Genomic DNA, 23,131 nt, shown 5'->3' with positions numbered 1-23,131 from the left:
GTAACTCCTTAGGCCGGTTGACTGGCGGCGAATTTTTCATAATGGAAGCTGGCCGGGGTAAAGGCGCGGCGCTGGAAATCGTTCAATACCGCTTCCACCATCGGCGGTGGTCCGCACAGGTACACGTCCAGATCGCCATCGTTCAATACGCTGGCATCAAGATGCTGCGTAACATAGCCTTTGTGCGGTGACTGTGAGGCCTCACTGGCCACGCAGGTGAGATAGCTGAAGTTGGGCAACCGTGCGCGGTATTGTTCCAGCTGTTCCAGTTTCACCAGGTCGTGGTCGTGGGTGACGCCATACACCAAATGCACCGGTTGTGAACTGCCGCTTTGCACCAACTGCTCGAGCATGGAAAGGAAGGGTGCCAGCCCGGTTCCCCCCGCCAGAAACAGCAGTGGGCGCGATACCGCACGCAGATAGAAACTGCCCTGTGGCCCACGCAGCCGTACTTTGTCCCCAGGCTGCGCTTTGCCGGTCAGATAGCTGCTCATCAACCCGCCAGGGACATTACGCAGCAGGAACGAAACCTGTTGCTTGCCAGGCAGAGAACTGAACGAGTAAGCCCGGCTGGCATCGCTGCCGGGCACTTCGATGTTGACGTATTGACCAGGCAGGAAGGTAATGCCATCACAGCCGTCAAGTTGCAGGCTGAATTCGATGGCGCTGTCAGACAGCGGCGTTGCGGCCACCACGCTGGCGGAAAACTCTTCACAGCCGGTTTTACACAGGGTCGATGCCATCGGCACGTCGATCACACAGTCTGATTCCGGCACCATCTGGCAGGTCAGCACTAATCGCCGCTGCGCTTCCTGTTCGGACAGCGCTTCTGCCAGATAATCGTCACCCAGGCTGTACTCGCCCTGCTCGCAGTGGCATTTGCAGGTGCCACAGACACCGTCGGAGCAGTCCATCGGCAGATTGATTTTTTGCCGATAAGCGGCATCCAGCACTTTTTCGTTGGGATTGCATTGAATAAAGCGGCTGACGCCATCTTCAAAATTAAGCGCAATGGTAAAGGCCATAATCACCTCGCATTAAATATGATAAATATCTATGACCTGACTGATGTAGTCGTTGTTGAGCTGAACCGTTTTGCGCTCGATCAGCGGCTGCCCGTCGTTGAGGGCAATACGGCAACGCGTGTTGCCGAAAAACAGGTCGGTTTTTTGATAACGATGGCTGAACGTCACCCAGTTGTAACGCACCTCAACATACAGGTCAGTGGCTTCCAGCAGCTCAACGTTGCTGATCTGATGGCTGGTGCGCGGTTCTGGCGTGCTGGCCGCAGAGCGTTCGGTTTTGATGCGATAGATGCGATCTTCCAGCCCTTCACGGTTTGGGTAGTAGATCAGCGAAATCTCTCGCTGGGGATCGCGGGTTAAGCGATCGTCATCGCCCCAGGCGGGCATCCAGTATTCCACCGCTGGGCTGTAGCAAGCCAACCACTCATCCCAGTTACGCTCATCCAGCAGGCGGGCTTCGCGGTACAGGAATTGTTCGATCTCATGCTGTAGGTTGCTCATTGCGTCACCTCGCGGTTATTCAGGCTGCGTAGCAGAGTTTGTTGCCAGTGGTGGTGGTGGCTGATGTACAAGGCTTCATCTTCGGAACGTGGCGCGCTCAACAACGGGTTGATGCCCATCGCCTGTGCATTTTCATCAGCACCTTCCAGCCAGCGGGTCGCTCCCCGGCTCATATCGCTCCAGGGCAGGTTAGTAGCGTTATAGCCTTGCTGGCAGGCGCGGAACTCTTCCAGATCGTCCGGCGTCCCCATACCGCTAACGTTGAAGAAATCCTCATATTGGCGAATCCGTAGCGCACGATCCCCGGCGTTTTCCCCTTTGGGAGCGAAGCAGAAGATAGTGACTTCGGTTTTATCGACGGCCAGCGGGCGAACGACGCGGATCTGCGTCGAAAATTGATCCATCAGGTAGACGTTAGGATACAGGCACAGATTGCGCGTTTCGTTGACCATCAGATCAGCGCGCGTTGCGCCAAAGAGGTGATTGAGGCGCTCAAAATGCTTGAACACCGGGCGAACTTCCGGGTTCAGCGCTCGGGTCCACAGCAGCATATGGCCATGCTTAAAGCCATAGACGCCGCCGGTGCTTTTCGACCAGCCATTGGCGTCCACGGTAGGGGTGCCGTTGGCCTCATAGTTGCGGCGTGACATGGTGGAGGCGTAGTTCCAATGCACCACGCTGACGTGATAGCCATCGGCACCGTTCTCCATTTGCATCTTCCAGTTGCCGTCATAGGTATAAGTAGAGGCACCTTTCAGTACCTCCAGCCCATCCGGAGCCTGATCGACGATCAGGTCTATCACCTGGCGGGTGTCACCCAGGTACTCCTCCAACGGCAGCACATCGGCGTTCAGGCTGCCAAACAGGAAGCCGCGGTAGGAGGCAAAATGGGGCAAATGCTTGAGATCGTGTGAGCCTGCCTGTTTAAAACAAGCAGGGTAAGCACCGCTCTTTTCGTCTTTGGCTTTCAGCAAATTGCCGCTGTTGTTGAAGGTCCAACCATGGAAGGGACAGGTGAACGAGGTTTTATTTCCGGACTTGCGGCTGGCCAGCATAGCACCGCGATGTGAACAGCTATTGATCATCCCATGTAATTGCATGTCTTGGTCACGGGTGATGATGATGGGCTGGCGACCCATGGTTAGCGTGTAATAATCGCCCGGCTCGGCAATTTGGCTTTCATGGGCCAAATAAATCCAATTACCTTCAAAGATGGCTTTCATTTCCAGTTCAAATAAAGATTCATCGGTAAATATGGCGCGATTGCATCGATAGATACCTTTTTCTTTATCTATTACTAAGGCGTTATTTATTTTTTCTTCCAGTGTGGAAAATAGCGTAGTGGAGGATGAATTCATCATGAAACCTCGTTTTAAATAGGTCCGTTAAAAGGCTGCGGTAATAGCAAGCCATTGCCCGCAGTAGGCAATATCACTCCAATTGTCACTGTATTAATTAATGCTGTTACGCACGGACAGGCTTAAGGCCGCTGGCCGTGGCGTTATACTCGTCACACTGTGTTGGCGGATTAGCTGTTTTTATCGATCATTTCTTCTCCTGAGTATGTGGATGATTTCGGCATTAAGCTGGTTGGCCTGTTGTTTAACTTAGGGGATGTAAATTTCACCGACAAGGGCGAATATAGGATGTTTGTGCGATTATCAGTTCATTTGTTATTTTTGTGTTAATTATGTGATGCAGGTAGCTAATTGGTTATTTAGCACGAACTGGGGATTATTCTTGTTTCGCTGTGAGAAGGGCAAGAGCATGGAGATAAAATAGCGAACGAGTAATTTAAAATAAGCATGGCGGTGTCTTGTGGTACCCAGCACTGCATCATGGTGAACGGATAACTGCCCTATGATGCAGTGTTTGCGTTTATACCGTGCGGCGGCGCCAGCGCGGGGTGAACATGCCCGGTTTAGAGAACATCACCAGATTACCCAGCAGGATCAGGCACAGACCGATTACCGCATTCAGGTGCCACTGGTAACCTTCGTAAATGGTCGAAATAGTCAGCGCAACCAGCGGGAATAACAGGGTGCTATAGGCTGCTGCGCCAGCACCGATGCGCCCAAGCAGGCTGAAATAGGCCGCGAAGGCGATCACTGAGCCAAAGATGGCCAGATAGAACAACGAACCCAAGTAGCGGGCGGTGAAATCGATGTGGAACGAAGCCCCTTGTGCCAGCGCAATCCCCATCATCAACAGTGTGCCATAGCTCATGGCGTAGGTGTTGGTAGAGAGGATATCCAACCCACGGCGTTGATGCCGTGCGCTGAGCATGTTGCCCAGCGAAAAACCGTAGGTGCCTAACGCGCTCAGGCCAATCCCTTTAAGCAACTCGGGTGCCATCTGCGTGGCCACCAGATCCTGCCAGAACAGTGCCACAATGCCGATCAACCCTAACAGCGCCGCTGGCAGCAAGTTTGGGCTGGGGCGCTGGCGGAAAAAAATCATGCTGTTGACTGCGTTAAACAGCACGGCCATGGAGAAGATCACCGACTCCAACCCACTGCTGATATAGGCGGCTGCATGGTAGAAACAGTAGAAGTTGAAGCCAAACACACAGCAGCCTTGCAGCAGGCAAAACAGGTGGTCGCGTAGGCTGATGGCACGCAGGCGGCGCAGCGCCAGCAAGATCAGGAACATGACAGCAGCGGAAAGCAAAAAGCGGTAAGCGATCGAGATCGGAATGGCGACCGAGCCTTCCTGTTGCATCGTAATCGCAATCCAGGTGGTGCCCCAAATCAGTACCACAGCAAGATACAGCAGCGTATTCATGGTTAACTCCGGTTAATTATCCTGGGCCGGAGTATTCATCTTTCACGGTTTTGGCGCTTTCAGCGCTTTGCGCACAGTTGCATATTCTTGCGCTTTTTTTCGCAAAAGCATCGGCCGATGGTTGGCAGGAGGGGGCGTGACTCTTTACACTGAAACCGTTTTCTTATCAGAACGGAGCGATCATGGTTTATCAGGCATTTGAAACACTGCAACAGCATAAGGCACAACTGCACAATAGCGTGCAATTGGGGTCTGGCGTGCAGTTGGCGGCCTGGTCCAACCGTAACGATCGTATTACGCAGGAAAGCGCCGACCACCATACTCTCAGCCTGTATGTGGCAGACGGTTACGAGTGCTACCAAAAAGTGCCGGGCGGCTGGCAGAACGGCGGCGGGCCCGATCGTTTCTGCATCATGCCACGCCAGTATGAATCCACCTGGGATATCCGCAGCGATCTGTCTTTTGTGCATCTTTATTGTACCGACCAGCATTTGCGCCATCTGTTAGAGCAGACGTGGGATCGCAGCCCGGCGTCGATCAATATGGAACAGCGGGCGTTTGGGGAAGACGCGCAGATCACGCTGCTTTATCGCCAATTTCTGCTGAATTGTGATTGGCAGGACAGCGCCAACCAACTGGCGTTGAGCAGCGTTTCCACCTTGCTGATGTCGCATCTGTTGCAGCATTACACCCAGTTGCAATGGCGTTTGCCTGCGGTGCGCGGCGGTTTGGCCCCAATGGTGCTGAAACGCGTGCGTGAATATGTGGAAGGCCATCTCGATCGGCCACTGCTGCTGTCAGACTTGGCCGCCCAGGCCGGGTTGAGCGAATTCCATTTTGCCCGCATGTTTAAACACAGTACCGGGCAGGCACCGCATCAGTATGTGATGCGCATACGCTTGCAGCAGGCGGAGAAACTGTTGCGCCATACGCTGATTCCATTGACACAAATCGCGCTGGAGTGCGGCTTCAGTTCATCCAGCCATTTCAGTAACCGATTCAAAACGGCCTATGGCTGTGCCCCTCTGCAATTGCGGCAGCAGGCACGTTGAATTTCTTGTGGAGAAAAGTATGAAAACCCCTTTCTGCGATATTGAAGTTCTCTTCGTGGCCGGTTTTGGCCCCATCACCCAAAGCACCAGCGCAAGCAAAGCCTTCTATCAGGATGCGCTGGGTTTACCGTTAAAGCCGATGGGTGGCAATGAGGAATATCTGTTGACTGAGCCTGATGCTTTACCTGGCGTGAAACACTTCGCTTTATGGCCGTTGGCCCAGGCGGCGCAATCCTGTTTCGGCAGCGATCAATGGCCAGAGGATTTACCGGTGCCGCAGGCCTGGCTGGAGTTCGACGTTGCGGACATCGCCCAGGCAACGGCAACGCTGGTTGCCAAAGGGTATCGGTTATTGGTCGCCAACCGGCTGGAGCCGTGGGGCCAGAGCGTAACGCGCTTACTCAGCCCCGAAGGGGTGTTGATCGGCGTGACGGTGACACCTTGGCTGCGTGACTAAGCGTTTGTTTTTACTTTCTTACAAACTGCAATCTACTAAAAACCCTGCCAGCGTTAGACTTAAGCCATAGATTAATCTAAATAAAACGCAGGGTTAACCGTGGCTCCTTCAACCAAAAAAAGCGCTAGAAATTATTCGTCGGTGCGTTTTACCTGGATTTGTGCAGGGATCCTGGTGTGCTTTTTCCTACTGATGTTCCGGGTAGGGTATTTGCAACTGATGGAGCACCAGCAATTGGCCGATCAGGCAGACCAGCGCTCAATCCGCACTCAGATCTTGCCAACCAACCGGGCGATGATTACCGATCGTAATAATGCCGCGCTGGCCGTCAGCGTTTCTTCAAAGGATATTGTGCTGGATCCCAAGCATATCCTCGATACCCATACCGATATCAGCAACGAACGCTGGCAGAGCTTGGCCAACGTGCTGAAAATACCGCTCAGCGATATTCAGCACCTGATCCAGGCCAATGCCCGTAAGCGTTTTGTCTATCTGGCGCGCAAAGTCGAAGATGACAATGCCAATTATATCAACAAACTGCACCTCACCGGCGTCAGCGCCGAGCAGGACTTCAGCCGCTTTTATCCGATGGGCCAGGATGCGGCCGGGTTGATCGGGATTGTCGGGCAGGATAACCAGGGGTTAGAAGGCATCGAGCTGGGCTTTAACCCGCTGCTTCAGGGCAAAAATGGCCTGCGGGTGTACCAGAAAGACGGTAATGGCGCCATTATCGGCGTGATCCGCAGTGTCGACCCGGTACCGCCACCGAACGTGACGCTCAGCATCGATAAATTTATTCAGTACGTGCTGTTTTCCCAACTGCGGGACGGCGTGATTGCCAACCAGGCCGACTCTGGCTGTGCGGTACTGGTGAAGATCAATACCGGTGAAATACTCGGTATGGCCAGTTATCCCTCTTTCAACCCAAACAACTATGCCAATACGCCGGCCAAAGATATCCATAACGTATGCAGCAGCGACAGTTTTGAACCGGGTTCAACGGTGAAACCGGTAGTCGTGATGGTTGGGTTGGACCACCAACTGATCCGCCCAGACACCGTGCTGGATACCACGCCTTATTTTGTTAACGGCCATTTGATCAAGGATGTTGGTCACTGGTCGAAGCTGACCATTACCGGCGTTTTGCAGAAATCCAGCGATATTGCGGTTTCGCATATTGCCCTGGCTTTGCCTGCCACGGTGTTGCCAGCGGTTTATCACAATTTTGGCCTTGGACGGCCTACCGACTTGGGAATCGGTAATGAAAGCAGCGGTTATCTGCCGGTGCATCGGGCGCGCTGGGCTGATATCGAACGTGCTACTTTTGCCTTCGGCTACGGCCTGCGAGTTACACCGCTGCAAATGGTGCGTGAATACGCCACTATCGGCTCTTATGGCGTTTATCGTCCGCTTTCCATCACCAAAGTAACGCCACCGGTCATGGGGCAGCAGGTCATCTCGCCTGAGGTGGTGAAAACGGTGGTGCATATGATGGAAAGTGATGCCTTACCAGGGGGAAGCGGCGTCAACGCAGCAATACCCGGCTATCGGCTGGCTATCAAGACCGGCACCGCCGAAAAAATGGGTCCCGGCGGTAAGTATGATGGAGGCTATATCAACTATACCGCGGGCGTGGCGCCAGCCAGCGATCCACAGTTCGCGTTGGTGGTGATGGTCAACAACCCCAAAGCAGGTAAGCACTTCGGCGGCTCAGTGGCCGCACCGGTGTTCGGTAAAATTATGGCTCAGGTACTCGAGCATATGAATATTCTGCCGGATGCTCAGCCATTGAAAGTGGTATCAACGGTGAAAAGCTAAAACGAAAACGCACGAATTAGTCTGGACAGTGGCGATGAGATCGTGACAATAGTCACGAAACATCATTACTAAACATAAGGATAGACATGCACACTCTTGACGCCATTCAACAACGCCGTGCCACCAAACAGTTCGATACCCAGCATGTGATGACGCTGGAAGAGAAAAAAGCGCTGCTCAATATTGCGCTGCAAAATGCGCCCAGCGCGTTTAACCTGCAACACTGGCGTCCGTTGCTGATTGAAGATCGTGCGCAGCGTGAAAAAATCCGTGAGTCCGCCTGGGGTCAGGCGCAGGTGACGGACGCTTCAATGCTGGTCGTGTTGTGCGGCGATCTGCTGAGTTGGGAATCACAGGTGAAAACTATCTGGGGAGAAGCGGCAGAACCCGTTCAGCAGTTTATGTTCCCGGCTATCGATCAGTATTACCGTGGCAGAGCGCAGGTACAGCGCGATGAGATCATGCGCAGCAGCGGGATCTTCGCTCAGACGCTGATGCTGGCCGCCAAAGCTCAGGGTTATGATTCTTGCCCAATGGACGGCTTTGATTTTGACGCCGTTGGCAAGATCATCAACAAACCAGAGCATTACCAGATCGCCCTGATGGTGGCGATTGGTAAAGGTATCGGCCAGCCTTATCCACGTATTGGTAAATTACCGTTGGATGAAATTGTAAAGTTCGATCGTTTTTAATTGCCTTCGCTTCACCGTTCTCTTTCCCCATTGGGAAAGAGAACGTCCTAACTTCCCCGTTTCGAAATCCACTCAGGGCAGGGTAATTGCCTGATTAAAAGCTGGAATATCACGCCCATTTACCGGTGACAGTTGAAATAGCGACTATACTAAAAGCTCACACAGTGTGTGTAACAGAGTTCTAGTCGACAAGATTAATAGTCGTTCAATGGGTACGAACTGAATAACATCACACAACCCAACTAAACTGTAAGTTCGCGAGGTGCTCCATGCTATACGTTGATATTCCAAGCCGTGAAGAGTTCTCCCGTTTATCCGATGTCCGCTCTGATGCCTGCATTTCCATCTACCTTGAAACTTCTCCGCTGCGCCAAAAATTAGAAGCCAGCAAAATTCAACTGGGCAACTTTATTAAAGAGGCATTGCAGCAGGTTGCTGAAAAAGGTTTGGATAAACGCCGCTTAGCCCTGTTAGAGGAAGAGCTTTATTCGGTGCTGGAAGATGAGGATTTTTGGGATCTGCATGCGCGCAGCCTGGCCATTCTGGCCACGCCGGACAGCATTACCACTTACCGTTTGGCGAACGAACTGCCCAACCAGCTTGAAGTGAGCGGGCGTTTCTACCTTAAACCTTTGCTGCGGGCACTAACATTCCCGCACTCAGCTTATGTTCTGGCTTTGTCTGAGAATCAGACGCGCCTGATCGAGTTTTTTGCCGATGTACCGCCGGTAGAAGTTGCGGTGCCGAATATGCCATCTCACAAGCGTGACGCAATGGGGGATGCTGCATTAAACGATCATCATCATGGCGCGGTTCACCATAAGGTAAGGCTGGCACAATACACCCGTAGAATAGACCAAGCCTTGCGCCCAATATTTGCCAACCATGACTATCCGCTTATTTTGGTCACTACCGAACCCTTAGCTTCTATTTATCGTGCCACCAACTCGTTACCGAACCTTACCGATGAAACGCTTTTCACCAATGCCGAACATTTGGGGGCCTCTGAGCTGGTGACACAGGTTCGTCCAGTGTTGGAAAACTATTATCAGGCGCAGTTAAATGCCCTGAAGTCACGCTTTGAAGCCCGCTCCGGCGAGCGGCGGGTAACGCAGGATCTGTCCGATGCGGCCCGTGCAGCCACCTTTGGCGCCATCGATCTGCTGCTGATTAATATCGACAGCAGCGTGAGCGGAACCATTGATGACCAAGGCCTGATCTCTTTCAGCGGCAGCGGCGATGAGGCTAGCTACGGGATTATCGATGAGATTGCCAAACGGGCGATTGCTACCGGGGCCAGGGTACTGGCAGTGCGTAGCGAAGATCTGCCATCCGGTGCCGATCTCAACGCGATATTACGTTATCCGCTGTAAAACAAACGTCGCGAGTCTGAACGAAGCCCCGATATGGGGCTTTTTTGTACCTGCTGTTCCACTGACTACAGGCAAAAGAAAAGCCGGATAGACAGGCTATCCGGCTTTGGTTCAACGAAATGCTACTGATGATTAATAGTCAATGGCATCACGGATAATCGGGCAGGTCATACAGTGGCCGCCGCCGCGCCCACGGCCCAGTTCACTGCCCACAATCTCAATTACCTCAACCCCTTCTTTACGCAGTTGGGTATTGGTTTTGGTGTTACGGTCATAAGCCAGCACTACGCCAGGAGACAGAGCCACCATGTTGTTACCGCTGTCCCATTGCTGGCGCTCGGTATCGTAGTCGTTACCTTCGGTTTCTACGACGCGCAGTTTCTTCAGGTTCAGAGCCCCGGCGATCGCTTCGACAAAGGTGCCTTTATCACGGCTCAGTTTCATGCCGGTTGGGCCGTCATCTGGGCGCAAGGAGAAGGTCTTGATCTGATCGACGATCGCAGGGTAGAGCGTGACCACATCACGATCGCAGAAGGTGAATACCGTATCCAGGTGCATAGCGGCACGCAGTTTCGGCATCGCTGCAATCATTACCCGTTCAACACCGGAGTGCTTGTTGGCGAACAGTGCGGCCGCCAACTGGGTGATCGCCTGATGCGAAGTACGTTCGCTCATGCCAATCAGCACCGTTTTATTACCGATCGGCATCACATCGCCCCCTTCCAGGGTTGCGGTACCGTGATGCACCGTTGGATCCCCCCACCAGACATTAACATTGCCTGCAAAATCTGGATGGAATTTGTAGATGGCCGTCGTCAGGATGGTTTCCTCGTGGCGAGCAGGCCAGTACAGCGGGTTCAACGTGACCCCACCATAGATCCAGCAGGTGGTATCGCGGGTATATAAGGTGTTTGGCAGCGGTGGCAGCAGGTATTCTGTAATCCCTACCGCTTCGCGGATCAGTTTCAGCTCTTCGTGATCGGCATAGCCTTCTTTTGCCAGCTCGGTGGTGGAGAGGCCGCCAATCAACACTTCTGCCAGAGGGCGTGGTGCCAGGCCATCCAGGAAGCTGCGGGTTTCATTGAGGATACCCAGCGACACTTCATTCGGCACAATCTGCTGATCCAGGATCCACTTTCTGGCTTCCGGCAGCGCCAGCGTTTCCGCCAGCAGATTGTGCATCTCAACCACATCAACGCCGTGTTCGCGCATTTTGGTCATAAAGTCAAAATGGTCACGTTTGGCGCGTTCAACCCATAGCACATCATCAAACAGCAGTTCATCACAATTGCTTGGCGTCAGCCGGTTGTGCGCTTTGCCTGGCGCACAGACCATCACTTTATGTAATTTCCCTACTTCTGAATGTACACCAAACTTAGCCTGTGTCTTTTTTTTAGTCGACATAATGACTTGCCTCAATCAGATAGTAATAACGCCCGTTGCAATGTTATAGATTGCAACCAATGCGGCGACCATAACGATAACGAAGAGCACCATTTCAGCCGGAGTAAACAGTTTTGCATGCTGTTCACGTTTGGCCATAATGTACAACAGTGTGCCTGGGCCATAGATAATGGCCGACAGCAGCAGATATTTCATACCTCCGGCATACAGCATTAACAGTGAGTAGAAAGTGGCGACCACCGCAATAATCAGGTCTTTCTTGTGATCGGTTTTATCGGTTTCGTAGGTTTCACCCGTCCAGGCCAGTTTCAACCCATATGCCCCAACCAGCAGGTAAGGGATCAGGGTCAGTGAACTGGTCAGTTCAAGCGCCAGTTGGAACGCGTATTGGCTGAACAGGGTCAGGATCAAGAACACCTGAATGGTGACGTTGGTTAACCAGACGGCGGAAGACGGGACTGCATTACTGTTTTCTGTGGCAAATACTTTTGGCATGCTCTGACTTTTTGCGGCGGAGAACAGCACTTCTGCCGCCAGCAGTGACCAGGAGAGATAAGCACCGAGCACAGAAACAATCAGGCCCACGCTGATAAAGATGGCCCCCCAGCGCCCCACGATGGCTTCCAGCACACCCGCCATGGAAGGTTGACGTAACGCTGCCAAATCAGGACGCAACATCACACCGTAAGACAGCATGGTGATCAGCACCAGCAGGCACAGTACGCCGATAAACCCCATCACCGTTGCGATGCCCACATGGCTGCGCTCTTTGGCATAACGGGAGTAGACGCTGGCGCCCTCAATACCCAGGAACACAAACACCGTGACCAGCATGGTGCTGCGTACCTGGCTGAACAGGGATTCAGGTTCAACCGTAGGGACAATCGCCGCCGCCGCATGACCGACATAGCCATAGTCATTAAGGTGAGACAAATCGCCAACGTTTGCAGCAACTTGCGGTGCGCCCCAGAAGTTAAGCGCGAACATGTCACCTTTGAAAGCAAAGATCAGGACAATAACAAACAAGATGATAGGCAGGATTTTGGCGATAGTGGCAATGGTATTGATAGCCGCCGCGCTTTTCACCCCACGGAGTAACAGAATATGAAAGCCCCACAGAATGACCGAAGCCACTATTACGGCAGGGATGGTATTACCGTCACCAAATATTGGGAAGAATGCCCCCAATGTTGATTTAATCAGCACAAAGTAGGAGACGTTACCAATACAGGTACCGGCCCAGAATCCAAGTGCCGCTGCAAATCCAAGGTAGTCACCGAATCCTTCTTTGGCATAAATAAATACGCCAGAATCAAGTTCGGGTTTACGTTGAGCCAAGGTTTGGAAAACAAAGGCCAGCATTAGCATACCACCGCCCGCAATACACCAAGCGATGATGGCACCAAACCCACCCGTTGCGCGCCCAAAGGTCGCCGGTAAAGAAAATATCCCGGCACCTATCATGGAACCCACCACCAACGCGGTGAGAGACCATAGGGACAGTTTATTCGTTGATGAACTTGTCATGGTTTTCCTTACTGACACCAAGTCATAAGTTATGTGTTATTAAAGGCTAACGTTACGTACTCACGATTTAAATCATAGCCATAACCGCCAATTTTTCCTGCCAAGAGAAAATCCTTTACAATCATTGGCAGCATAGTTGCTCTTAATCAATGGGATCCGCCCCGCCAATCAGAATAAAACACTGGATATTATATTTTTATTGGTTAATGGTGCTTGTTGTGGGTGAAAATAAAAATATTATTTTATTTTCACCCTTGAGATACGTGGGTAGTTGGCTGAGTTATTACCGCGTAGAAAGATAACGTTATTCCTATTTATCTTTTAATTAAAAATTGACATAACGCTATTCTGTCATGATGTTGTCACACGATGATGCTACTCAAGCGCGCAAATCATCAAGCGGGTTAATTGGTCTTCGGTAGCGGTTAATTTGACCAGGGAATAAGGCTGTATGCGCCACGATCACTGACAATTATGCGTTGTGCAGATAACGTTATTGTACTAAAATTATTTTTATAAAAAACAGTAGGGTGCATCTGATCGCACTGAGTAATTGGTGGTAGCATAATGATTAAAAACGTAAGCCAGCACGCTTTAAAAAGCTTGAGCTGTTTTGCCGCAGTCACTTTCTTCTCAACAAGCCAAATGTGTGCCTATGAGTGTTTTCTCAACGCTAATGCCATGAGCATCCTATATTTCCTGTCAATTATATCCAAGCCTTTGTTTTTTATCATCATAGGCTATATGGATGAAGTGGAGGATCTAACCAAGAAAGATATTGCGGTAAAAATAAAATCCATCATTTTGATTATGCTATTTTGGAATATCGTTCTATCACTGATCAAGACAACATATATACAGCAAGGCTATCTCTTACAGAATGGCATACTGCTGAATATGGGTATCATCTATTTAATTTACCCGATCATCCTTAAAGGCATTAAGCATTTGAGAGTGACAGCATTTTTCTTCGCCAGTCTGGTGGGGGCTATTGCACTGCTTGATATCTTCAGCCCGCTGGATACCCAAGATGACCCGCTGTTTATTTCCAGTTATTCATTTATCTGGATCTGGGGTGGGTACTACATTTTTGGCCACATGCTTGGTTCTGAACAGGGGCGTTTGTTTACCAAAAGAGTGCGCGTTCTTGGGCTGGCAAAAATAATGCTTATTCCCATTGGCATCTCAATGTATTTTTATGAGCGTTATTTATCAACCCATATTCAACCGAGCGTTGCTGGCTGGTTTGTGTTAGAACACCTTCATCTGTTGGCCATGAGTCTGGTACTGTTTATTCTGTTCGATAATATCAATATCAAGAACAGGCTGATAACCAATGTGGTCGAGTTTATCAGCCCGGCGATGGTAGGGGTATATATCGTTCACTACAGCGTGTTTTACTTCATTACCACGCTGTATCACTTCGACGACGTTACATTAAAGTTCACGCTGTTGGTGCTGGTCTTTATCGCCTCGGTGATTATTTGCCGTTTGTTACTTCTGAACAGATTCACAGCCAGAATTATTTCCTTTTGAGTCTTCCGTCGAAGCGGCAATAGGTATCCGGCGAATATTAATGCCAGTAATGGCTAATGCTAACGTCATTAACGGTGCAACAATATTAAACACGGCAAACGGCATATATCCCATGGTCGAAACGCCTAAGACGGCGGCCATATAAGCACCGCAAGAGTTCCATGGCACCAATGGTGAAGTAACAATACCGGCGTCAGAAACAATACGCGACAGGTTCTCGGGTGCCAGCCCACGTTTGGCGAATTCGCCGCGGAACAGGCGGGTTGGCAGCAGCAGGGCAATATACTGATCGCCAGCGGCGATGTTGAGCCCTATGGCGGTTGCTACCACAGAGGCAAACAGGCGGACAACGCCTTTGGCGCGCAGCAGCAGTGGGGTGACCAGCTTATTGAGCAAACCAAAGTCATCCACCATAATCCCGAAGGTGACCGCCCCGATGATCAACCAAATGGTCAGCAACATGCTGTCCATTCCGCCGCGAGAAAGCAGGGCATCGATCTGCGCTATCCCCGAATTCTCCTGAAAACCGTTGGCCATTGCCAACCAAATGGCTTTAATCGCCTGCAACGGCGCGGCTAAATCAGGTTCTGCTATAAACCGCACGATAACCTGCGGTTGCATAAAGGCGGCCATCACACCGGCCAACAATGCCGAACACATAATGGCCAGTGAGGCCGGTACTTTACATACCGATAATCCCAACAGGAACACCAGCGGCATCAGGTTCCACGGAGTGATGTGGAACAGCTCACTGAATCGGGAAAGTTCATTATTGGTGACCGTCACATCAAAACCATTTTTATTGATGCCCAAAATGATAAAGGCCACCAAGGCGATAATACCGGCAGGAATGGTGGTCCATAGCTGCGCACGGATGTGTTTATACAAGGGGACGCCATTCAACTGAGCTGCCAGCACGGTACTTTCCGACAGCGGAGAGATCTTGTCACCCACGTAAGCCCCGGAGATCACCGCTCCGGCAGTGACTTCTGGCGATAGCCCCAGCATGTTGGCCAAACCCACCAACCCAACGCCCAGCGTACCGGCCGTTGTCCAAGAGCTACCGATGCTCATTGATACACCGACACAAATCAGGAAAGCGATAGGGAAGAACCAGTTTGGCGTGATCATCTGGATGCCGTAATACACCATGGTCGGGATGGTGCCGGACATATTCCAGGTGCCAATCAGCGCCCCTACGGCAAACAGGATAAAAATTGCACCCACAACGGTTGAGATGCCTTTACGCCCAGACTCAGAGACTTCATCCCAGGTGTGGCCATTCTTTAAAACGATCACTGCGGTGATCATGGTGCTAATAATGATCGCCACCTGTAACGGGCCATTGACTGCATCCAAGCCAAACAGAGCAACGGAAGAACCCACCAAAACGATCAGGGTAAATATCGGGATCAGTGCATCAAGATAACTTGGCGCTTTCACCGTGCGGGGGGTTTTGGAATCAATAGCCATATGCGCTCCAAAGACAAATAAGACAATGGGATTGCGGAAGTTTTTAAGATCGTTGCACCTGCTATAACCAGGGTAGCTACTGCGCTAAGTATAGCTTGCAGCGATATATCGCAATGATTATTTGCACAATTATGTCGCTTATCTGGCTGGCTGATGAATATGGCGTTCTCTTGCTTCAGCAAGAGAACGCCATGCGAGAAGCGTCTACTTCTCCAATACGTCGACAAATTTAGCTAACCATTGCGGGTGTGCTGGCCAGGCTGGAGCGGTAACCAAATTGCCATCAACATGTGCCTGATCGATGCCAATATCAGCATATTCTCCGCCACTCAACCGCACCTCTGGGGCACAGGCAGGGTAAGCGCTGCAGGTGCGCCCTTTGAGCACGCCAGCCGCCGCCAATAACTGCGGGCCGTGACAAACGGCGGCAATCGGTTTGCGGGCGGCGTCAAATTCTTGCACTAATTCAATCACTCGCGAATTAAGGCGCAGATATTCTGGTGCTCGGCCGCCGGGGATCAGCAAAGCGTCATAATCTTCAGAGCGTGTTTTGGCAAAGTCGGCATTCAGCACAAACCGGTGGCCCGGTTTTTCACTGTAGGTCTGCGCACCATCAAAGTCATGAATGGCCGTCATAATGTAGTCGCCTTTGCTTTTATCCGGGCACACGGCATCAACGGTATACCCTAGCATCTGCAAAGCCTGGAAAGGCACCATGGTTTCATAATCTTCGGCGTAATCACCAACCAGCATCAGTATCTTTTTCTTGGACATTGTGAGCATCTCAGGTGGAGGAAAAACACTGTTAGTTATAGTCCATCAGCAGAGAGATGGGGGAGGTAATAATAAAAACCTGGATCACCGCAACGCTGCTTGGCATGCTGTATGAAAGTACGCCAAGCGCCTGAAGCTGTTTGGTGCTGGGGTAATGCTATAAATGACAGGAGGAACAAATGAGTCGTCTTACTGCAAAGGATTTTCCCCCAGAACTGCTCGAACTTTACGACTACTATGCCCACGGACTGATTTCCCGCCGTGAGTTTTTTGATCGCGCGGCCCGCTTTGCGGTGGGAGGGATCGCTGCCACCACGCTCATCGGCTCACTGCTTCCTGACTATGCCCTTGCTCAGCAGGTTGAGTTCACCGACCCTGAGATCATCCCGCAATACATTAATTATCCATCCCCCAACGGCCACGGTCAGGTGCGTGGCTATCTGGTGCTCCCGGCCAAAGCACAAGGGCCGGTGCCCGGCGTGGTGGTAGTGCATGAGAACCGCGGGCTGAATCCGTATATCGAAGACGTCGCGCGTCGTTTGGCGAAAGCTGGGTTCGTTGCGCTCGCGCCGGATGGGTTGAGTTCCGTGGGCGGTTATCCCGGCAACGATGACAAGGGAAGGGAGTTGCAGCTCTTGATCAATCCTGAAAAGCTGATGAATGACTTTTTCGCCGCCATCGAGTTTCTGATCCAGCACAAGGCGACCACCGGTAAAGTAGGGATCACCGGTTTTTGCTATGGCGGTGGTGTGGTCAATGCGGCTGCCGTCGCTTATCCAGAACTGAGTGCCGCAGTGCCATTCTATGGCCGCCAGCCCAAAGCAGAAGATGTGTCACGCATCAAAGCGCCGTTGCTGCTTCACTATGCCGCATTGGATACCCGCATCAATGAAGGGTGGCCAGCTTACGAGGCCGCACTCAAAGCGGCAGGTAAAACCTATGAAGCCTACATTTACCCAGGCGTAAATCATGGGTTCCATAACGACTCTACGCCGCGGTATGACGAAGCCGCCGCTAAACTCGCCTGGGACAGAACCCTGGCCTGGTTCCGACACTATTTGGCATGATACCCAAGATGGCGGCTAGACTCGTTTTAGCCGCCATGAAATTGGCTCAAAACGCACCGCAGGTTTTCATACTTAATTTTACTCTGGAGGTATAGTATTTCAGACCTGCCAGCAGGCTAACTGGCTGGATTCTATGCAAGCCACAGAATTTTTTAAGAGACCTTATCTATGACGGATTTTTCCGCCTTATTACAGCAAGGCATAGGCAACGCCTGGTTATTTATCCCCAGTGCCATTTTGCTTGGCGCACTGCACGGCCTAGAGCCCGGGCATTCCAAAACGATGATGGCTGCGTTTATCGTTGCCGTCCGGGGCACCATAAAACAGGCGGTCCTGTTGGGGTTGGCTGCCACGCTGTCACATACGACTGTTGTGTGGTTGATAGCCTTTGGCGGGATGTACCTGAGCCGCCAATTCACCGCAGAAGCCAGTGAACCTTATTTCCAACTTATCTCTGCGGTGATTATTTTGGCCACGGCCTTATGGATGTTTTGGCGTACCTGGCGCGGAGAGCAGCAATGGAAGACCGGGCATGAGCCGCATCAACATGATGAATCACAGCTGATTGATACGGGGCACGGGCAGGTTGAGTTATCGATTTTTGAACAAGGCATGCCTCCTCACTGGCGTTTAAAAAATCTATCAGGACAACATTGGGGAGCCCAAAAGGTTACCGTCACCACGTTGAGGGAAAACGAGCCTCCGCAGCTTTTTGAGTTTGAAGAACACGGGGACTTTTTACAGTCAGTGCACCCGATCCCTGAACCTCACCATTTCACCGCGCGGTTATCGTTGACGCATGGTGGGCACTCACATGATTACGAGGTCATGTTCAAGGAGCACGATCACGCGGAACTGACAGGGCTGGATGTCTCTTCTCAGGAATATCAGGACGCTCATGAAAAAGCACATGCCAGCGATATCAAACGGCGTTTTGCCAATCGTAACGTCACCACCGGTCAAATCGTCCTTTTTGGCCTGACCGGTGGCTTGATCCCATGCCCGGCCGCTATCACGGTACTTTTGTTGTGCATCCAAGTGAAAGCATTCACCTTGGGTGCCGCACTGGTGTTGTGCTTCAGTATCGGGCTGGCACTCACTTTGGTGGCAGTCGGTGTTGCCGCAGCCTATAGCGTCCAGCGAGCGACACAGCGTTGGAGCGGTTTCAACACGCTGGCACGTAGAGCACCTTATTTTTCAAGCGTGTTAATCGCCGTTGTCGGTATCTACATGGGATACCATGGTTGGGCGGGGTTGATGAAATAATTCCCCCCAAATGTGCCGAGCGAAGTAGGTTTAACTCGCTGAACATCAACCAACTTTAAGAGATTTCATGGATAAACACATTGCCCCCGTTGCACTCGAAAAGGCCTATCGCTTGATCAACCACGGCCCGACGATCCTGGTCTCAGCTCGCCATGAGCAGGTCGATAATGTGATGGCCGCCGCCTGGGCCTGTGCGCTGGATTTCTCACCGCCGAAGTTAAGCGTGGTGCTGGATAAATCGACTAAAACTCGCGAACTGATCGAGGGCAGTGGCACTTTTGTGGTACAGGTGCCTACGGTGGCGCAACTGCAATTGACCTATGAAGTGGGTAACCGCAGTCTGTTCACAGAGCCGGATAAACTGGCGCGTTCCGGGGTGACACTGTTTAGCATCGACGGCTACGATCTGCCTTTTGTGACCGGCTGTGCCGCCTGGCTCGCATGCCGCTTAATCCCAGAGCCGCACAATCAGCAAACCCACGACCTGTTCATTGGCGAAGTGATCGGTGCATGGGCTGATACGCGCGTGTTCAAACAGGGGCATTGGCACTATGAAACCGCAGATCCCTCACTGCGCAGTTTGCACTACATTGCCGGCGGGCAATTCTATGCCATTGGTGAGACACTGACGGCCAGCAAACAGAAGTGATAAGAAAAGGAAAGCCCCGATGCACAGAGAACGCCACAGCATAGAAAAGATCGGTTGGCTGCGAGCCGCCGTTTTAGGTGCCAATGACGGCATTGTTTCTACCGCCAGCCTGTTATTGGGCGTTGCTTCAGCCAACGCCACCCACAGCAGCATTTTGCTGACGGGAATTGCGGGCTTGGTAGCAGGGGCGATGTCGATGGCGACCGGGGAATATGTCTCGGTTTCCTCTCAGGCCGACACGGAAAGTGCCGCGCTGGCAGAAGAGCAGGCTGAACTGCATGCTGATTATCCAGGCGAGCACCGCGAGTTAACTTCTATTTATGTGCATCGCGGGCTGGATTTGGCGTTAGCCAAGCAAGTGGCAGAAAAGCTGATGCAGCATGATGCTCTGGGTGCTCATGCCCGCGATGAACTGGGTATTTCAGAAATCACTACCGCGCGTCCATTGCAGGCGGCGCTGGCTTCGGCAACGAGCTTTGCCGTCGGCGCGATACTGCCGCTTTGTGTCGCGCTGATTGTGGCTGCGCAGTGGGCGATCCCAGCCATCGCGCTATCGGCTCTGTTGTCGCTAGCGATCCTGGGCGGCATTGCGGCTAAAGCCGGGGGAGCTCCCATCGGCCCTGGCATTATCCGCATCACATTCTGGAGTGCGCTCGCCATGGGGGTATCATCCGGCGTGGGGGCATTATTTGGTTTGGTAGCAGGTTGACGACGGTAGTGGCTCGCTGCGGCAATGTTTCCGCCTCAGCGAGTTCCTTATTTCCAAGGGGTGAAAAACGTCAGTAAGAAAAGTAGAAAAGCTCGGAACGCGCGTAAAAAGTCATCTTTAGCCAAGAATGCCATACTTCACTTGTACAGCCTCAATCGACAGCCCGGCGTTATATCCGCTACGGGCTCTATTTTCATGCCTACGCTGACTCAACACTCTCGATGCAATCTCATCAACGTGGAGTTATGTGCTTTACTTAGGGGAGTTACTTATTTCTGAGCTTTCTCACCGTCTTGTCACGAAGTAAAACCCAAAGAATAAGGTTGTATTATCATGACTCAGATTTTCACTTTAACCTTGTCCCCCTCGCTAGACAGTGCAACAACCACCGCCAAAATCTACCCGGAAGGGAAGCTACGCTGCACTACGCCGATATTTGAACCCGGCGGCGGAGGGATCAACGTAGCCCGCGCCGTTGTGTATCTTGGTGGCCAAGCTACCGCGATTTTCCCTATCGGTGGCCCGACGGGCGAACATTTGAAAGAGCTGCTCGATCGGGAAGGTATTCATACGGAAACCTTGAGAACCCAAGACTGGACGCGGCAAAATCTGCATGTCCATGCAGACAATAGCGGCGAGCAGTTTCGTTTTGTTATGCCGGGTGCACGGTTGAACGAGGCAGAATTTGATCAGCTTGTGGAGCGCGTACACAAGATTCCTTCAGGTTCAATTCTGGTGATCAGCGGCAGTTTGCCGCCAGGTACCGCCATTGAAAAATTAACTTATCTGGTGCAACAGGCGCAGGCAAGGGGCTTGCAATGTATCGTTGATAGCTCTGGCGATGCGTTAAAGGCTTGCCTGGATTTGGGCGGGCTGGCGTTGGTAAAACCCAATCAGAATGAGCTCTCGGCGCTGATCGGCCGATCGTTGGAACACCCTGATGATGTGCGCAGTGCCGCTCAGGAATTGGTTCGGTGCGGTGCCGCCGAACGGGTGGTGGTGTCGCTTGGGCCACAGGGGGCATTGGCGGTCGATCGGGATCATTGTGTGCAGATAGTGCCGCCGCCGGTGAAGAAAATGAGTACCGTTGGGGCAGGTGACAGCATGGTAGGTGCGATGACATTGAAACTGGCGCACGGCGCCGATCTGATCGATACCGTGCGCTTTGGCGTGGCAGCAGGCAGTGCGGCTACGCTTAACCTGGGTACGCGTCTTTGTTCATTAGAGGATACTCAGCGGCTGTATCACTATATCTGCAAGAATTCGCATTAGCGTATCCCGTCACTAGACTGGCTGCCGATGTGGCAGCCAGCAAGCCGATACAGACCTTCTCTGGCCGCGCGTTGTGACATTGTATTAGACATTTTTTCCCTTGAGATATCGCAAGCAGTAACTCAGTGTCTTGTATAGCATCATCTCGATGGCGTGGACAAATTGAGGGCATATTTGCACCAAGAATATGCGTTCGGCGTCAATCTCATAAGAGAGGGTGTAGAAGGTAACAGCTTGATTTGTTGTCATGTAGAGGACAACCTGAACTCATGCATGTAATTTAACATAATATACATTATGCGTACCAATAGTGTTGAGCGTAGAATCTGGACATCGTCCTAGACCAGTGGCTCACGCTGCTAAATTACTGACATGCATCACCGCTTTCAGGTAGCTCACCATCATATAATGCCGTTGATTATGATGATGCGGGCTTTCTTTCTTGATGACATTCTCAAGCATTTCTACCGCAGAATCAAAACGTTCAGGGTTGGATTTTATTGCAGTAATACTTTTTCAAACTCTTCAGGAGTATTGGATAATGAAAAAGAAATACCTCATGGCGATCCTTACCAGTGCACTCCTGCTTCAGGGGTGTTCGGCATTTGATAAACATCATGGCGTTAATTGGGGGCAAGGCTCCTGTCCGACACCAGCAGCAAATGAAATTGACGAATCAAACCAGCTGATCATTAAAGATGGCAAAACGATGAAATGCCAAATTCGTCCTTATGTCAGCAATATGGCCTGCCAAGGGATTACGGACGATATCAACACTGATGGAATCCTATGCCAAAATGGCCTTGGACAGTCGATTTTATTTACTTTTGACGACAAAGGTGTGCTGAAACAACACAAATTCTTGTAACTGGTGTTCAACTGAGAGACGTCGGGAGTTAATAGCCCATGCGGCTTATGGTGGTATGGGCTACTACTTGGTTGCGCTACGCGAAATCTGAGAAACAATCGCTACATTAATTTCACCAAACGCCTGCAAAAATTTGCAGCAGTGAGCCACCTGCTGGACTGACTTTCGCGGACGGCATTCAAATCTACAGACTTCTTTCTGACACCTAAGACTCATTCTGGAAAGTCGAGTATATCAACGTCCATAGATTGGTGAATAACGCGTAAAATGAAGATGTCGTTATCCTGCAACATGTAATAGATGGAGTGTTTTTTGAATTCGAAGCGACGCATCCCTGCGCATACCCAATCACATTCCCTGCCAATCCAAGGAGATGTGGCCAGTAGCTCAAAAGCTCTTTTCAGTTCATCGTGATAACACCGGGCCTGGTTTTGACCAAACTGCTGTATTGTGTAACGAGCAATCTGAAAGATATCTTCATCAGCCAGCTCGGAAAGCTTATACATTTAAGTCCTTTGCAGCCCTGGCGAAAATGTCATCCATACTGTTTTTGCTGGCTGGGGAATTCAGGCCTGCCAGTACCATTTCACGGACATTTTGCATACGCTGCTCACGAGCTTCCATCAGGCGTAAAGCGTCGCGGACAACTTCGGATGTGTTGCCATAACGGCCAGATTGGATCATATCGCCCACGAATCCATTGAAATGCTCACCGAGGGTAACACTGGTTACTCGTGCCATAAATTCGCCTATTGTTGTATTACTGAGTAATACAATAATAGCAAAGTGCTGTAATGACCGCCAGCATGGCATAAGCCATTTTTGGTTGCGCTACGCGAAATCTGAGAAACAATCTCTATATTACCCTTACAGATTTCGCCAAA

At 51.4% G+C, this 23,131-nt stretch carries 22 protein-coding genes; 12 read left to right on the top strand and 10 right to left on the bottom strand.

Annotation, left to right across the window (positions count from 1 at the left end):
• Positions 1-8 precede the first annotated feature (8 nt).
• The 4 genes from benC to AC2A1E_RS04170 form a co-directional block, all read right to left on the bottom strand.
• The gene (gene benC / locus AC2A1E_RS04185) at positions 9-1,025 is read right to left on the bottom strand and encodes a benzoate 1,2-dioxygenase electron transfer component BenC (protein WP_484382692.1); all 1,017 of its coding nucleotides are present in this window, start codon (positions 1,023-1,025) and stop codon (positions 9-11) included.
• A gap of 12 nt (positions 1,026-1,037) precedes the next feature.
• A complete protein-coding gene (gene benB, locus AC2A1E_RS04180) occupies positions 1,038-1,526 on the bottom strand; it encodes a benzoate 1,2-dioxygenase small subunit (RefSeq protein WP_484382691.1) in 489 nt (162 codons plus the stop codon).
• On the bottom strand, positions 1,523-2,884 hold the full coding sequence (locus tag AC2A1E_RS04175; protein ID WP_484382761.1) for a Rieske 2Fe-2S domain-containing protein: 1,362 nt from the start codon (positions 2,882-2,884) through the stop codon (positions 1,523-1,525). The genes benB and AC2A1E_RS04175 overlap by 4 nt, the downstream gene beginning before the upstream one ends.
• Positions 2,885-3,404: 520 nt before the next feature.
• Positions 3,405-4,310 carry a DMT family transporter gene (locus AC2A1E_RS04170; protein WP_484382690.1) on the bottom strand — a complete coding sequence of 302 codons (906 nt, stop codon included), beginning with the start codon at positions 4,308-4,310 and terminating at the stop codon, positions 3,405-3,407.
• Positions 4,311-4,492: 182 nt separating this feature from the next.
• Between AC2A1E_RS04170 and AC2A1E_RS04165 the strand changes: the two genes are divergently transcribed.
• From AC2A1E_RS04165 to AC2A1E_RS04145, 5 genes are all read left to right on the top strand, one after another.
• Positions 4,493-5,362 carry a helix-turn-helix domain-containing protein gene (locus tag AC2A1E_RS04165; protein ID WP_484382689.1) on the top strand — a complete coding sequence of 290 codons (870 nt, stop codon included), beginning with the start codon at positions 4,493-4,495 and terminating at the stop codon, positions 5,360-5,362.
• A 19-nt stretch (positions 5,363-5,381) separates the two neighbouring features.
• Positions 5,382-5,819: a VOC family protein gene (locus tag AC2A1E_RS04160; protein ID WP_484382688.1), complete on the top strand. Its 438-nt coding sequence runs from the start codon at positions 5,382-5,384 to the stop codon at positions 5,817-5,819.
• A gap of 99 nt (positions 5,820-5,918) precedes the next feature.
• On the top strand, positions 5,919-7,637 hold the full coding sequence (locus AC2A1E_RS04155) for a penicillin-binding transpeptidase domain-containing protein (RefSeq protein WP_484382687.1): 1,719 nt from the start codon (positions 5,919-5,921) through the stop codon (positions 7,635-7,637).
• A gap of 86 nt (positions 7,638-7,723) precedes the next feature.
• Positions 7,724-8,329, top strand: coding sequence for a nitroreductase family protein (locus AC2A1E_RS04150; protein WP_484382686.1), 606 nt, complete (start codon positions 7,724-7,726; stop codon positions 8,327-8,329).
• Between the two features lie 269 nt (positions 8,330-8,598).
• A complete protein-coding gene (locus tag AC2A1E_RS04145) occupies positions 8,599-9,702 on the top strand; it encodes a baeRF11 domain-containing protein (RefSeq protein ID WP_484382685.1) in 1,104 nt (367 codons plus the stop codon).
• A gap of 132 nt (positions 9,703-9,834) precedes the next feature.
• Here the strand turns inward: AC2A1E_RS04145 and arcA are convergent, their stop codons facing one another.
• Together arcA and AC2A1E_RS04135 are read right to left on the bottom strand one after the other, a co-directional pair.
• Positions 9,835-11,106 carry an arginine deiminase gene (gene arcA / locus AC2A1E_RS04140; RefSeq protein ID WP_484382684.1) on the bottom strand — a complete coding sequence of 424 codons (1,272 nt, stop codon included), beginning with the start codon at positions 11,104-11,106 and terminating at the stop codon, positions 9,835-9,837.
• Between the two features lie 15 nt (positions 11,107-11,121).
• The gene (locus AC2A1E_RS04135; protein ID WP_484382683.1) at positions 11,122-12,633 is read right to left on the bottom strand and encodes an amino acid permease; all 1,512 of its coding nucleotides are present in this window, start codon (positions 12,631-12,633) and stop codon (positions 11,122-11,124) included.
• A 567-nt stretch (positions 12,634-13,200) separates the two neighbouring features.
• On the opposite strand from AC2A1E_RS04135, the gene AC2A1E_RS04130 reads away from it, so the two are divergent.
• Complete coding sequence (locus AC2A1E_RS04130; protein WP_484382682.1) at positions 13,201-14,169, top strand: acyltransferase family protein; 969 nt, start codon at positions 13,201-13,203, stop codon at positions 14,167-14,169.
• Here AC2A1E_RS04130 and AC2A1E_RS04125 read toward each other — a convergent pair.
• A complete protein-coding gene (locus tag AC2A1E_RS04125; protein ID WP_484382681.1) occupies positions 14,128-15,642 on the bottom strand; it encodes a Na+/H+ antiporter NhaC family protein in 1,515 nt (504 codons plus the stop codon). The two genes, AC2A1E_RS04130 and AC2A1E_RS04125, sit on opposite strands and share 42 nt — an antisense overlap.
• A 204-nt stretch (positions 15,643-15,846) precedes the next feature.
• Positions 15,847-16,416 carry a DJ-1/PfpI family protein gene (locus AC2A1E_RS04120; protein WP_484382680.1) on the bottom strand — a complete coding sequence of 190 codons (570 nt, stop codon included), beginning with the start codon at positions 16,414-16,416 and terminating at the stop codon, positions 15,847-15,849.
• Between the two features lie 179 nt (positions 16,417-16,595).
• Between AC2A1E_RS04120 and yghX the strand changes: the two genes are divergently transcribed.
• The 6 genes from yghX to AC2A1E_RS04090 all read left to right on the top strand — a co-directional run bounded on the left by yghX (position 16,596) and on the right by AC2A1E_RS04090 (position 22,247).
• Entirely contained in the window at positions 16,596-17,483 is an 888-nt protein-coding gene (gene yghX / locus AC2A1E_RS04115) for a YghX family hydrolase (protein ID WP_484382679.1), read from the top strand.
• Positions 17,484-17,651: 168 nt separating this feature from the next.
• On the top strand, positions 17,652-18,749 hold the full coding sequence (locus AC2A1E_RS04110; RefSeq protein ID WP_484382678.1) for a nickel/cobalt efflux protein RcnA: 1,098 nt from the start codon (positions 17,652-17,654) through the stop codon (positions 18,747-18,749).
• A gap of 67 nt (positions 18,750-18,816) precedes the next feature.
• Positions 18,817-19,398, top strand: coding sequence for a flavin reductase family protein (locus tag AC2A1E_RS04105; protein ID WP_484382677.1), 582 nt, complete (start codon positions 18,817-18,819; stop codon positions 19,396-19,398).
• Positions 19,399-19,417: 19 nt separating this feature from the next.
• Positions 19,418-20,107, top strand: a complete 690-nt coding sequence (locus AC2A1E_RS04100; protein ID WP_459398503.1) for a VIT1/CCC1 transporter family protein — start codon at positions 19,418-19,420, stop codon at positions 20,105-20,107.
• A gap of 333 nt (positions 20,108-20,440) precedes the next feature.
• Positions 20,441-21,379, top strand: a complete 939-nt coding sequence (gene pfkB / locus AC2A1E_RS04095; RefSeq protein WP_484382676.1) for a 6-phosphofructokinase II — start codon at positions 20,441-20,443, stop codon at positions 21,377-21,379.
• Positions 21,380-21,920: 541 nt separating this feature from the next.
• On the top strand, positions 21,921-22,247 hold the full coding sequence (locus AC2A1E_RS04090) for a hypothetical protein (protein ID WP_484382675.1): 327 nt from the start codon (positions 21,921-21,923) through the stop codon (positions 22,245-22,247).
• 212 nt (positions 22,248-22,459) lie between these two features.
• On the opposite strand, the gene AC2A1E_RS04085 is transcribed toward AC2A1E_RS04090, so the two are convergent.
• Both AC2A1E_RS04085 and AC2A1E_RS04080 read right to left on the bottom strand, forming a co-directional pair.
• A complete protein-coding gene (locus tag AC2A1E_RS04085; protein ID WP_484382674.1) occupies positions 22,460-22,753 on the bottom strand; it encodes a type II toxin-antitoxin system RelE/ParE family toxin in 294 nt (97 codons plus the stop codon).
• On the bottom strand, positions 22,746-22,988 hold the full coding sequence (locus tag AC2A1E_RS04080; RefSeq protein WP_459402791.1) for a type II toxin-antitoxin system ParD family antitoxin: 243 nt from the start codon (positions 22,986-22,988) through the stop codon (positions 22,746-22,748). Before AC2A1E_RS04080 ends, AC2A1E_RS04085 begins: the two co-directional genes overlap by 8 nt.
• Positions 22,989-23,131 lie beyond the last annotated feature (143 nt).

Source organism: Serratia sp. HNCC26DJ206 (assembly GCF_057180605.1).
This window is presented reverse-complemented; position numbering and strand designations above follow the sequence as displayed.

Excerpts from the sequence above, each read along its gene's own strand:
- benC (WP_484382692.1), bottom strand. The coding sequence starts at position 1,025 with ATGGCCTTTACCATTGCGCTTAATTTTGAAGATGGCGTCAGCCGCTTT.
- benB (WP_484382691.1), bottom strand. The coding sequence starts at position 1,526 with ATGAGCAACCTACAGCATGAGATCGAACAATTCCTGTACCGCGAAGCC.
- AC2A1E_RS04175 (WP_484382761.1), bottom strand. The coding sequence starts at position 2,884 with ATGAATTCATCCTCCACTACGCTATTTTCCACACTGGAAGAAAAAATA.
- AC2A1E_RS04170 (WP_484382690.1), bottom strand. The coding sequence starts at position 4,310 with ATGAATACGCTGCTGTATCTTGCTGTGGTACTGATTTGGGGCACCACC.
- AC2A1E_RS04165 (WP_484382689.1), top strand. The coding sequence starts at position 4,493 with ATGGTTTATCAGGCATTTGAAACACTGCAACAGCATAAGGCACAACTG.
- AC2A1E_RS04160 (WP_484382688.1), top strand. The coding sequence starts at position 5,382 with ATGAAAACCCCTTTCTGCGATATTGAAGTTCTCTTCGTGGCCGGTTTT.
- AC2A1E_RS04150 (WP_484382686.1), top strand. The coding sequence starts at position 7,724 with ATGCACACTCTTGACGCCATTCAACAACGCCGTGCCACCAAACAGTTC.
- AC2A1E_RS04145 (WP_484382685.1), top strand. The coding sequence starts at position 8,599 with ATGCTATACGTTGATATTCCAAGCCGTGAAGAGTTCTCCCGTTTATCC.
- arcA (WP_484382684.1), bottom strand. The coding sequence starts at position 11,106 with ATGTCGACTAAAAAAAAGACACAGGCTAAGTTTGGTGTACATTCAGAA.
- AC2A1E_RS04135 (WP_484382683.1), bottom strand. The coding sequence starts at position 12,633 with ATGACAAGTTCATCAACGAATAAACTGTCCCTATGGTCTCTCACCGCG.
- AC2A1E_RS04130 (WP_484382682.1), top strand. The coding sequence starts at position 13,201 with ATGATTAAAAACGTAAGCCAGCACGCTTTAAAAAGCTTGAGCTGTTTT.
- AC2A1E_RS04125 (WP_484382681.1), bottom strand. The coding sequence starts at position 15,642 with ATGGCTATTGATTCCAAAACCCCCCGCACGGTGAAAGCGCCAAGTTAT.
- AC2A1E_RS04120 (WP_484382680.1), bottom strand. The coding sequence starts at position 16,416 with ATGTCCAAGAAAAAGATACTGATGCTGGTTGGTGATTACGCCGAAGAT.
- yghX (WP_484382679.1), top strand. The coding sequence starts at position 16,596 with ATGAGTCGTCTTACTGCAAAGGATTTTCCCCCAGAACTGCTCGAACTT.
- AC2A1E_RS04110 (WP_484382678.1), top strand. The coding sequence starts at position 17,652 with ATGACGGATTTTTCCGCCTTATTACAGCAAGGCATAGGCAACGCCTGG.
- AC2A1E_RS04105 (WP_484382677.1), top strand. The coding sequence starts at position 18,817 with ATGGATAAACACATTGCCCCCGTTGCACTCGAAAAGGCCTATCGCTTG.
- AC2A1E_RS04100 (WP_459398503.1), top strand. The coding sequence starts at position 19,418 with ATGCACAGAGAACGCCACAGCATAGAAAAGATCGGTTGGCTGCGAGCC.
- pfkB (WP_484382676.1), top strand. The coding sequence starts at position 20,441 with ATGACTCAGATTTTCACTTTAACCTTGTCCCCCTCGCTAGACAGTGCA.
- AC2A1E_RS04090 (WP_484382675.1), top strand. The coding sequence starts at position 21,921 with ATGAAAAAGAAATACCTCATGGCGATCCTTACCAGTGCACTCCTGCTT.
- AC2A1E_RS04085 (WP_484382674.1), bottom strand. The coding sequence starts at position 22,753 with ATGTATAAGCTTTCCGAGCTGGCTGATGAAGATATCTTTCAGATTGCT.
- AC2A1E_RS04080 (WP_459402791.1), bottom strand. The coding sequence starts at position 22,988 with ATGGCACGAGTAACCAGTGTTACCCTCGGTGAGCATTTCAATGGATTC.